At 60.8% G+C, this 10,062-nt stretch carries 8 protein-coding genes and 1 tRNA gene; 3 read left to right on the top strand and 6 right to left on the bottom strand.

What is annotated here, in order from left to right; translation table 11 throughout:
• Positions 1–165: 165 nt before the first annotated feature.
• Both gabT and gabD read right to left on the bottom strand, forming a co-directional pair.
• On the bottom strand, positions 166–1,443 hold the full coding sequence (gene gabT, locus INT12_RS29860) for a 4-aminobutyrate--2-oxoglutarate transaminase (protein ID WP_017848615.1): 1,278 nt from the start codon (positions 1,441–1,443) through the stop codon (positions 166–168).
• A 181-nt stretch (positions 1,444–1,624) separates the two neighbouring features.
• Complete coding sequence (gene gabD, locus INT12_RS29855) at positions 1,625–3,067, bottom strand: NADP-dependent succinate-semialdehyde dehydrogenase (RefSeq protein WP_193040749.1); 1,443 nt, start codon at positions 3,065–3,067, stop codon at positions 1,625–1,627.
• 370 nt (positions 3,068–3,437) lie between these two features.
• On the opposite strand from gabD, the gene INT12_RS29850 reads away from it, so the two are divergent.
• From INT12_RS29850 to INT12_RS29840, 3 genes are all read left to right on the top strand, one after another.
• Positions 3,438–3,514 (top strand) — tRNA-Arg (locus INT12_RS29850).
• Positions 3,515–3,748: 234 nt separating this feature from the next.
• Positions 3,749–4,216 (top strand): helix-turn-helix domain-containing protein, encoded by a 468-nt coding sequence (locus INT12_RS29845; protein ID WP_126585954.1) that lies wholly within the window; start codon positions 3,749–3,751, stop codon positions 4,214–4,216.
• Positions 4,213–4,788, top strand: coding sequence for a PIN domain-containing protein (locus tag INT12_RS29840; protein WP_046488818.1), 576 nt, complete (start codon positions 4,213–4,215; stop codon positions 4,786–4,788). The genes INT12_RS29845 and INT12_RS29840 overlap by 4 nt, the downstream gene beginning before the upstream one ends.
• Before the next feature lie 415 nt (positions 4,789–5,203).
• Here INT12_RS29840 and INT12_RS29835 read toward each other — a convergent pair whose 3' ends face one another.
• The 4 genes from INT12_RS29835 to INT12_RS29820 form a co-directional block, all read right to left on the bottom strand.
• The gene (locus INT12_RS29835; RefSeq protein ID WP_226926362.1) at positions 5,204–6,268 is read right to left on the bottom strand and encodes a 2,3-butanediol dehydrogenase; all 1,065 of its coding nucleotides are present in this window, start codon (positions 6,266–6,268) and stop codon (positions 5,204–5,206) included.
• Between the two features lie 417 nt (positions 6,269–6,685).
• On the bottom strand, positions 6,686–7,273 hold the full coding sequence (locus INT12_RS29830) for a hypothetical protein (protein WP_046385092.1): 588 nt from the start codon (positions 7,271–7,273) through the stop codon (positions 6,686–6,688).
• Entirely contained in the window at positions 7,270–7,842 is a 573-nt protein-coding gene (locus INT12_RS29825) for an RNA polymerase sigma factor (protein ID WP_017848620.1), read from the bottom strand. The genes INT12_RS29830 and INT12_RS29825 overlap by 4 nt, the downstream gene beginning before the upstream one ends.
• Positions 7,843–7,880: 38 nt before the next feature.
• Complete coding sequence (locus tag INT12_RS29820) at positions 7,881–9,503, bottom strand: vWA domain-containing protein (RefSeq protein ID WP_193040748.1); 1,623 nt, start codon at positions 9,501–9,503, stop codon at positions 7,881–7,883.
• Between the last annotated feature and the right edge of the window lie 559 nt (positions 9,504–10,062).

Below are 10,062 nucleotides of genomic sequence, written 5' to 3'. Positions count from 1 at the left end.
AAGTATGTTTGCCGAGATCGATACCGATCAGTGCTGACTCGCTCATGATGATGGCCTCCGAAAACAAAACACCCCGTGAAAGCGTAGCCCTCACAGGGTGTTGGGGGTGACCATCTCATTAACCCGCCGAAGCGGGTTTTTTCTATCGATCGGTTCAGCCCGGCCTTACAGCTCGGAGAAGCACTCTTCGATGATTGCCAAGCCTTTGTCCAGTTGCTCGTCCGGCGCGGTCAGCGGCACCAGGATGCGCAACACGTTGCCGTAAGGGCCGCAGGACAGCAGGATCAAGCCTTTCTCACGCGCCTTGGCCACTACAGCGGCAACGGCAGCAGCGTTTGGCTTGTGGGTGTCGCCACCTTCGAACAGCTCAATCGCGATCATCGCGCCCAGGGCACGCACATCGCCGATCACCGGGTACTTGGCCTGGATGGCCTTGAGGCCGGAAACCAGACGCTCGCCGACGGCTTTGCAGCGATCCAGCAGGTGCTCTTCTTCGAACACTTCCAGCACGGCCAGGGCCGCGGCGCAAGCGATCGGGCTACCGGCGTAGGTGCCGCCGAGGCCGCCTGGCGCGATGGCGTCCATGTATTCGGCCTTGCCGCACACACCGGCCAACGGGAAACCGCCGGCGATGGATTTGGCGAAGGTGGTCAGGTCGGCAGTCACGCCCATCTGTTCCATGGCGAAGAACGTACCGGTACGGCCGGCACCGGTTTGCACTTCGTCGGCGATCAGCAGGATGCCGTGCTTGTCGCACAGTTCGCGCAGGCGCTTCATGAAAGGTTTAGGCGCGACGTAGAAACCGCCTTCGCCCTGCACCGGCTCGATGATGATGGCAGCGATATCACGCGGCTCGGCATCGTTCTTGAAGATGCGTTCGATGCTGGCAATGGAGTCGTCGACGCTCACGCCATGCAGTTCGTTCGGGTACAGCGCGCGGAAGATGCCGCCTGGCATCAGGCCCATGCCGGCCGAGTAAGGCACGACTTTACCGGTGAGGCCCAGGGTCATCATGGTGCGACCGTGGTACGCGCCGGTGAACGCGATGATGCCGGCACGGCCAGTGGCAGCGCGGGCGATTTTCACGGCGTTCTCAACCGCTTCGGAACCGGTGGTGACCAGCAGGGTTTTCTTGGCGAAATCGCCTGGGACCTTGGCGTTGATTTTTTCGCACAGTTCCACGTAAGGCTCGTAGGCCAGTACCTGGAAGCAGGTGTGGGTCAGCTTGTTCAGTTGCTCGGTCACGGCCGCGATGATTTTCGGGTGTACGTGGCCGGTGTTCAGCACGGCGATACCGCCGGCGAAGTCGATGAACTCGCGACCTTCAACGTCGGTCACGGTGGCGTTCTTCGCGGACTCGGCGAAGATCGGGTGAATCTGGCCAACACCGCGTGGTACAGCGGCTTCGCGGCGTTTCATCAGGGAAGCGTTGGTCTTGCTCATAAAGTCCTCATTCGCCACTCATCGGGTGGCGTTGTTCAAGGAATACGTGGCGGGGGGCAACTACGGCAGCATGCGATGATCGACTGACACAGCGTTCCCGGCCACTACGAATAACGGTGTAAAACACGCAAAGGGTCAGCGCTCTCGTGCCCTTTGCGTTTGCAGCAATGCCTTGCCGGGCTTAGATGCCCAGGCAGAGGTATTTGATTTCCAGGTAATCCTCGATCCCGTACTTGGAACCTTCACGGCCCAGGCCCGAAGCCTTGATACCGCCGAACGGCGCCACTTCGTTGGAGATCAACCCGGTGTTGACGCCGACCATGCCGTATTCCAGGGCTTCGGCCACACGGAACACACGGCTCAGGTCACGCGCATAGAAGTAGGACGCGAGGCCGAACTCGGTGTCGTTGGACATCGCGATCACTTCGGCTTCGTCCTTGAAACGGAACAGCGGCGCCAATGGGCCGAAGGTTTCTTCCTTCGCCACAGCGGCATCTTTCGGCACGTTGGTCAGGATGGTCGGCTCGAAGAAGTTACCTTCCATGACCTTGCCGCCCGCCAGCAACGTGGCGCCTTTGGCCAGCGCGTCCGCAATGTGTTCCTGGACCTTGGCCACGGCTTTGCCGTCGATCAGCGGGCCGGTAGTGGTACCGTCTTCCAGACCGTTGCCGATCTTGAGCTGGGCCACCGCCACTTTGAGTTTTTCCGCGAACGCGTCGTACACCGCGTCTTGAACGTACAGACGGTTGGCGCAGACGCAGGTCTGGCCGTTGTTGCGGTACTTGGAGATGATCGCGCCTTCGACGGCCTTATCCAGGTCAGCGTCGTCAAACACGATGAACGGCGCGTTGCCGCCCAGTTCCAGGGACACTTTCTTGATGTCCTTGGCGCATTCGGCCATCAACTGGCGACCGATTTCAGTCGAGCCGGTGAAGGACAATTTACGCACGATCGGGTTGCTGGTCAGCTCGCTGCCGATATCGCCGGCGCTGCCGGAGACCACGCTGAACACGCCTTTCGGAATGCCGGCACGCTGCGCCAGTTCAGCCAGGGCGAACGCCGAGAACGGCGTTTGCGAGGCAGGCTTGAGCACCATGGTGCAACCGGCGGCCAGGGCCGGGCCGGCTTTACGCGTGATCATCGCGGCAGGGAAGTTCCACGGCGTGATCGCAGCAGTCACGCCGATCGGTTGCTTGATCACGATCAGACGCTTGTCCGGCTGGTGGCCGGGAATCACATCACCGTAGATGCGCTTGGCTTCTTCGGCGAACCACTCGATAAAGGAGGCGGCGTAGACAATTTCGCCCTTGGCTTCGGCCAGCGGCTTGCCCTGTTCCAGGGTCATCAGGCGCGCCAGGTCTTCCTGGTTCTCGATGATCAGCTCGAACCAGCGGCGCAGCTTGTTGGCGCGCTCCTTGGCGGTCAGCGCACGCCAGGCCGGCAGCGCTTTGTCCGCCGCTTCGATGGCGCGGCGGGTTTCAGCGGCGCCCATCTTCGGCACGGTGCCGAGAATCTCGCCCGTGGCGGGGTTGTTGACCTTGATGGTCTGACCGTTGTCCGCATCGACCCAAGCCCCATCGATAAAGGCTTGCTGGCGGAACAACTGGGCATCTTTAAGCTGCATGTCGGCTTTCCTTAACAGCACCGCGCGCGCGCGGAGCGAATTAGAGTTGTTGAAAGGCGCCTTTGGGGGCTGCCGTCAGGGAAATCAGCCCCTGCGTGCAAGCAAGTGGAGAGCGCACGGGAGACAGAGCGTTTGAAATCTCAAACGAATCCTAGGATCAAAGGGGGTACAGGGCAATAGGATGTTCGAAAAAAAGAACGAAAACCGCTTATTTGCCGGATTTATCGGATCAGCGACCTTCAGCCCCGTTTCCCGCCACCGCTCCCTCGCACCCGGCGCAGAGCCCCGACACAGACAATTCCTACCCGCCAGCAGCCAAAAACCAGCATGGACGCCCAAGGTCGACATGGGTATGATGTCGCCCGCACAAGCATCCGTAGCTCAGCTGGATAGAGTACTGCCCTCCGAAGGCAGGGGTCGTGGGTTCGAATCCCGCCGGGTGCACCACATACTAGTTTCTGGCTGTCTCAGACAGTCTACGAAACATCCCAAGAAGCCCGCCTTGTGCGGGCTTTGTTGTTTCTGCTTGTCTACAGTCATCTCCCCCGCCACGTGATGAATGCCCATTTGTCGACAAGTCGTTTCGTTTGTTGCGATTTTCGTTTGTTTCGAATATAGATTGTGACTGGTTGCTGATCAGCAGCCATGAAAACAGCTGAATAGAAAGTTTTGGAGCTAATCATGACCACCGCCAACCTCGCTCGCACCATTCTTCCCGATGAGAAGGAAATCGCTGCGGCCGTGGCGTCAAGCCGTCAGTTGGCCGCCTTCCTCACAACAAAATTTGAGACACAACGCATTGAGTTGGTTGACGAAACGCAACACCGCGAAGTCGTCGAACTTCCTACTTTCGCCCTCCGTTTACTCGGCGAAATTTTAAGCGAACTCGCGCTGGGTAACGCCGTCAAGGTCGTGCCGATTCATGCGGAATTAACGACCCAAGAAGGGGCAGACATGCTCAATGTTTCGCGGCCTCACCTGGTGAAACTACTGGATAACGGCGCATTGCCCCACACCAAAACCGGGAGACATCGTAGGATCAAGTTCGCTGATCTAATGACCTACAAGGAGCAGCGCGACCTGGCAAGCCGTAATGCCATGGATGAGCTAGCTGCACAAGCCCAAGAATTAGGGATGGGGTATGAATGAGGCATTCACCTTTCACAGCCTTCTACGACGCGAATGTTCTCTACCCTGCACCACTGCGTGACTACTTGATGCATCTAGCCTTGACCGGCGTGTACCGCGCACGCTGGTCAGCTCTGATTCATGAAGAATGGAAGCGCAATCTACTGATCAACCGTCCAGAGCTTACACGTGAGCAATTGGACCGAACGTCCTCGCTGATGGATAAAGCCGTTCCGGATGGTATTGTCACTGAATACGAGCCTCTTATAGAGGGACTGACTCTACCGGACGCTGACGACCGCCATGTGCTGGCAGCAGCTATCAAATGTAACGCCTCGGTTATCGTGACTTTTAACCTTAAGGATTTCCCAAAGAGCGCTCTCGACGCGTTCGATATAGAGCCATTACACCCTGACGACTTTATTGCCGACCTATGGGATCTAGATCAAGCAGCTGTTTTGGAAGCAGCGCAAAGGCAGCGTGCATCCCTGAAAAACCCACCGCATAGCGCACGCGAGTATCTAGATAAGCTACTACAGCAGAAGCTACCCGAAACCGTAAAATTGCTGTCCGGTTTTGAGTTCCTGATTTGAGACTGTACCCAAGCACGCCGACCCTATGGCTGCACGTTATAAAGAAAACAAATTGGCAAGAGAGATCGGACAACATCGAACGGTCCCAGAACCATTCCCACAGGCATTGCGCGGTTGAATCTGGCAACAATCAAGAATCGCGGCCAGTATCACCGGGAAGCGCTAATCCGCCGCTAGAACTACCCAGCCCAGCGCAAAACCGTCAAAACCAAATCCGATGCCCGAGCCCTGAGCACGCATAAGCGAAAGCGACCGGGATGTTTTTGTCTCTCGCGTCGAGGCTGAACGCACCGCCTTCGATCCACTCATTGATCGCTCAAAGCGCGAAGACTCCACCGCTCCCGCCATTTACAACGAAATGGCAGGAACGATGCCTCGATCAGTACTGCAACGCCAGACGCGCCAGGCGCTCACTTCAGACCCGAGCAGGCGACACAATAATCTTCACATTGTGCTCCTTGTTTTTAACCAACTCCTCAAAGCCCTGCCCCACGATCTGTTCCAACTGGATACGCCCCGTCACCAGCGGCGTAATGTCCAGCCGTCCATCGGCGATAAACGCGATCACGTCAGCGAACTCGCCGTTGTAGGCCAGCGCGCCCATTACCTGTTTTTCCGTCGCCACCAATTCGAAAAAGTTGAACTCGCTGGGCTCCTCGAAGATCCCCACCAGGACGCACTTGCCGGCCTTGCGGATCAGGTCGATTGCGAGTTTGGCCGTGTGTTTGTTGCCGATGCATTCGAAGCTGACATCCGCGCCGAGCCCGCCCGTGAGGCGGCGGACTTCGGCCAGGGCATCGCACTCATTGGGATCGAGCACATGGGTCGCGCCCACTTCCCGGGCCTTGGTCTTGCGGGCGCCGGACATTTCCAGCGCGATCACCTGCGCCGCACCGGCCGCCTTGGCGCACATGATGGTACACAGGCCGATGGTGCCGGCACCGACCACCACTACGTTTTGCCCGAGCAGGCTTCCGGCTTTTTTCACTGCGTGCATGCCCACCGCCAGCGGCTCGATCAGTGCCCCGGCTTCAGCGGGAAAATTCGCCGGCAATTTGTACAGCAGGTTGGCGGGCACGTTGACCAGTTCGGCGAAGGCACCATTGTTCATCAGCCCGGTGAAGGCCAGGTTCTCGCAGATGTTGTACATCCCGTGGGTGCAGTAGTAGCACGTGCCGCAATGCTGGCACGCATCAGCCGCCACCGGTTCGCCGACGCTGAAGCCCTGTACGCCGGCGCCAAGTTCGACGATCTCGCCACAAAACTCATGCCCGAGGATGCACTGCCCCTTTATCCCGGTCAGCGGGTGCGGGGCGTCGACCGGTATGAACACCGGCCCGGCCACGTACTCATGCAAGTCGGACCCGCAGATTCCGCACCACTGCACGCGGATCTGCACCCAACCGGCCGGCGGCGAAATGGGCAGCGGGACGTCTTCGACGCGGATATCGTGACGGCCGTGCCAGACAGCGGCGCGCATGCTGCGTTGCGGATTGATCGAAAGGGTCATAGCGAAATCTCCTTGGAACGATTGGCCCTGGCGCCCCGCAAGAGTCCGCCAGGAGGGGCGTCAGCGCGGTAGCACAAGGTCCAGAACCAGTCGATTGAGCTGTTGCGGCATGCGACTCATGACGCCGCCACGGGCAGAACCGGGAAAGGGAGTTGGGCAGGACATCGGGCACCTGTTTTTATTATTGGGTCACCAGTCGGGCTGGTTACCAGAGCCAGAGCAAGGCCGGTGCCAGATCCGCAAAAGCACCTGAACAGGCCTTGCTTAGAGCGGTCCGCTGGAAACCCAGGGGCGGCCGCGATCGCGTTCGAATGAGACGCGCCATGTCAGACCACACCCGGTGGCGATGAGACGGCGAGACGTTGCGTCTCACCGCCCGCCCCGCGTTCAGCGCTTGCGCAACACCTCCAGGCGCGCCGGCAAGTCCTCCTGGGGAAAACGCGCGTGCAACGCCAGCAACTTCTCATCCGCCGCTTGGCTGTCCCCGGCCGCCCGCAAGTTGACGATTTCCTGCAAGCCCTCTTCCAATGAAGGCAGTGCAACCGGTGCGCGCTTGCTGAGCCTGGCCGGCGATTGATCCGACAACGCCCCGGCGATTTCGGCTTGGACCGGCGCGCTTTCGGCTCTGGGCGCGACGGCCATCCGGGCCATCGGCGCGGGGGCCGGGCGGGCGCTTTCTGGGTGGAGCGCGGAGAACGTCGCCGGGGAGATGTCGGGTTGAGGCACGGGCGAGCGCATGACCACGCCGATCATCAACGCTAACCCTGCGACGGTGGCGAATGCCATCTGCCAGCGCGGGCGTTGGCAGGCGTGCAGCCAGCGTTGCCAGCGGCTGGGTTGCGGCGCTGGGGTTTCGCGGCGGGCGGTGGCGAGGATGAAGGCGTCGAGGGACGCCGGTGGCTCGCCGCGGCTGTGTTGACGCACGTGCTGGATGAGCAGGTCGTCGGGGTCGGGGGTGTATCGGGAGTCGGTCATGCGGGTATCTCCTCGGCCAGCAGGCGGCGCAGTTTCTGCTGGGCGTAACGCAGGCGGCTTTTCACGGTTTCCAGCGGGGCGCCGGTGAGGGCGGCGATCTGCGGCACGTCGAGGTCGCCATGCAGGCGCAGCAGGAAGACTTCGCGCTGGTCTTCGGGCAAGTCTTGCAACGCGGCGTCGAGACGCGCCTGGTCGCGGCTCAGGCTTAGATGCTGCTCGGGGCCGGCGCTGGTGTCGGGCTGGGCGTGCAGTTGTTCATCGTAACTGTCGTGCAACGGGTTGTGGATGCCGTGCTTGCGCCAATAGTCGATCAGGCGGTTGCGGGCGATCTGGAACAGCCAGGTACGAAAACTCGCCCGGCCTTGTGGCTGGGTGGCGCTGCGGATCAGGCTGAGCCAGGTCTCCTGATAAATTTCCTCGGCCAGTTCGGCCTTGTTGCTCAGGGACACCAGGAAGCGGTAGAGACCTTGGCGGTGCCGCGCGTATAAGGCTTCGAACGCAGCGCCGTCACCGCTTCGGTAACGGGCCAGCAGCGATTCGTCGCTGGGTGAATCATCTGGAGCGGGCATGTCGGTGGCGAACTCCTTTCTGGTCGCTGTGTTCACGATCAAGGTTTGAGGCTTTGCGCCACTTCCACCAGTTGCACGAATTCATTGCGCAAGCCGAACGGGTCATCGCCCCGGGCAGAGCGGGCGAGTGCGGCGGTGTCCTGCAAACTCATGCTGCCAGTGTAGCGGCCATCGCCCTTGAGTTGCTGGGCGAAGGCGGCCACGGCGGCGCAGAAGCGCAGGTCGTCGCTGGCCTTGGCCGAGGCGTTGCTCACCGGCCGCTCGATCAAGCGGCTCGCGCCACCGGCCGCGGGCTTGTAGCGCACGCGCAACATGGCCAACTCATCGGAACCGCCCGACACCGCAGGCGCGGCGGCATAGCGCAGCGGCTCCAGCCAGCCCTGCTGGCCCTTCGGTACAATTTCGTACAGCGCGGTCAGCGTGTGCCCGGCGCCGATCTCTCCCGCGTCGACCTTGTCGTTGTTGAAGTCCTCACGCTTCAACACGCGGTTTTCATAACCCAGCAAGCGGTATTCGCTGACCTGGGCCGGGTTGAATTCCACCTGCACCTTCACATCCCGCGCCACCACCGCCAGGGTCGAGCTGAGTTGGTCTACCAGTACCTTGCGCGCTTCGCGCAGGGTGTCGATGTAGGCGTAGTTGCCGTCGCCCGCGTCGGCCAGTTGTTCCATCAGGTGTTCGTTGTAGTTATCCACACCGAAGCCGAGGGTGGTCAGCGACACACCGCTTTTGCGTTGTTCCACGGCCATGTGCTTGAGGCTGTCGAAATCGCTGACGCCGACATTGAAGTCGCCATCGGTGGCTAGCAGGATGCGGTTGATGCCCTGCTCGATAAAGCCTTCGCGGGCCATCTGGTAGGCCAGTTCGATACCCGAAGCACCGGCGGTGGCGCCGCCCGCGCTGAGTTGGTCGATGGCGTTGCGCAGCTTCACTTTGTCGCGCCCGGAGGTGGGAGGGAGTACCACGCGCGACTCGCCGGCGTAGACCACCAGCGACACACGGTCTTGCTCGCGCAATTGATCCACCAGCAATTTCAGAGTGCTTTTCACCAGCGGCAAGCCTTCGCGGCGGTCCATGGAGCCGGACACATCGACCAGAAACACCAGGTTGGCCGGCGCCAGCTGCGCTACGGCGCGGTCGGAGGCCTTGATGCCGATGCGCAGCAGTTGGGTGCGCGGGTTCCACGGGGTGGCCGCCAGTTCGGTGGTCACGCCAAACGGCGAACCGTCGGTGGGCAAGGCGTAGTGATAGGGGAAGTAGTTGAGCATTTCCTCCAGTCGCACAGCGCCCTCGGGCGGTAGACGGCCTTGGTTGAGGAAACGTCTCACGTTGGCGTAGCTGCCGGTGTCGACGTCGATGCTGAAGGTCGAGACCGGCGTTTCGGCGACCCGATGCACCGGGTTGTCCGGCAGGTTGGCGTACTGCTCGCGGGGTTCGCTTTGGTAATCCAGGGTTGCCGACTCCTGCATCCGCATCGGTGCAGGCTTCGCCTGGCGCTTGACCAACGCGCCCTGGACCGGCGCGCTGTGCAGCTCGGCGACGGGCTCAGTCGGTTTGGCTAAATCAGGCGGCGAAGACAGCCCACAACCGGCCAGCGCCACCAGCAAGGTAACCGCAAAGCTCTGGGCAGCAGGACGCAGGAAAAGCAGAGGATGGGACATGGACTGAACCTCGTGAATGAATGATCCGTTCACAAGGTCAGACGCAAGGTGTGGGGTGTTCGGGTTAAACCCTGGTTTAGATAACACCTCAATCAGTGTGGGAGGGGGCTTGCCCCCGATTGCCAACTGTCAGCCACTGCATCGGGCGACTGACCCACCGCCATCGGGAGCAAGCTCCCTCCCACATTTGATCTTCGGTGATGCCAGAATCGAGACGGTTAACTCAGCCCGGCGCGCTGCCCCGCCTGAATCCTGGTTTAGATAACACCTCAATCAGTGTGGGAGGGGGCTTGCCCCCGATTGCCAACTGTCAGCCACTGCATCGGGCGACTGACCCACCGCCATCGGGAGCAAGCTCCCTCCCACCTTTGATCTTCGGTGATGCCAGAATCGAGACGGTTAACTCAGCCCGGCGCGCTGCCCCGCCTGAATCCTGGTTTAGATAACACCTCAATCAGTGTGGGAGGGGGCTTGCCCCCGATGACCAAGCGACAGCCAATGCATCGGGTGACTGACCCACCGCCATCGGGAGCAAGCTCACTCCCACATTTGATCTTCG

The sequence above is a fragment of the Pseudomonas sp. K8 genome, from assembly GCF_014889455.1.
GTDB classification, from domain to species: domain Bacteria; phylum Pseudomonadota; class Gammaproteobacteria; order Pseudomonadales; family Pseudomonadaceae; genus Aquipseudomonas; species Aquipseudomonas veronii.
The sequence above is the reverse complement of the archived record's forward strand: the minus strand, read 5'-3'. Positions and strand labels throughout refer to the sequence as shown.